Genomic DNA, 463 nt, shown 5'->3' with positions numbered 1-463 from the left:
GGATCATTCCAAAAAGTTGTGGTTAGATTGAAATAAGAATAAGATCTTTGCAGCAAAAAGTAGAGATTGGATTCATATATTGATTTACTGAAGTTAGTATTACCAGATTTATTGGTTACTCATTTTGATTTAACCAATAACATTACCAAGGATAAAGTGCTTCATTTATATTTTGAAGAGAAAATAGATATTCCATCAGAGTTTTCATCTAGAATTGTTATTTCTCATGGTTTTCATAAAGAGATTACCATTCAAGATTTTCCATTACGAGGTAAAACGGTTTATCTTCATATTAAACGTCGTCGCTGGCTAGATAAAACTACTAAAGAAGTAGTACAAAGAGATTGGGATTTAGTAGCACAGGGAACTCGTATGACTGTTGAGTTCGCTGCTTTTTTAAAAGTACTTAATAGCTACTAAGCCTAATGATTGCCATACTATTGGCAGTTTTTATGGAGTGAAT

1 protein-coding gene is annotated in these 463 nt (G+C 31.5%); it reads left to right on the top strand.

From position 1 onward, the window contains the following. Nucleotides 1-66 precede the first annotated feature (66 nt). Nucleotides 67-420: an ISAon1 family transposase N-terminal region protein gene (locus DZ60_RS0122095; RefSeq protein ID WP_025744157.1), complete on the top strand. Its 354-nt coding sequence runs from the start codon at nt 67-69 to the stop codon at nt 418-420. Nucleotides 421-463: the final 43 nt, after the last annotated feature.

This window comes from Aquimarina pacifica, assembly GCF_000520955.1.
GTDB classification, from domain to species: domain Bacteria; phylum Bacteroidota; class Bacteroidia; order Flavobacteriales; family Flavobacteriaceae; genus Aquimarina; species Aquimarina pacifica.
The sequence above is the reverse complement of the archived record's forward strand: the minus strand, read 5'-3'. Positions and strand labels throughout refer to the sequence as shown.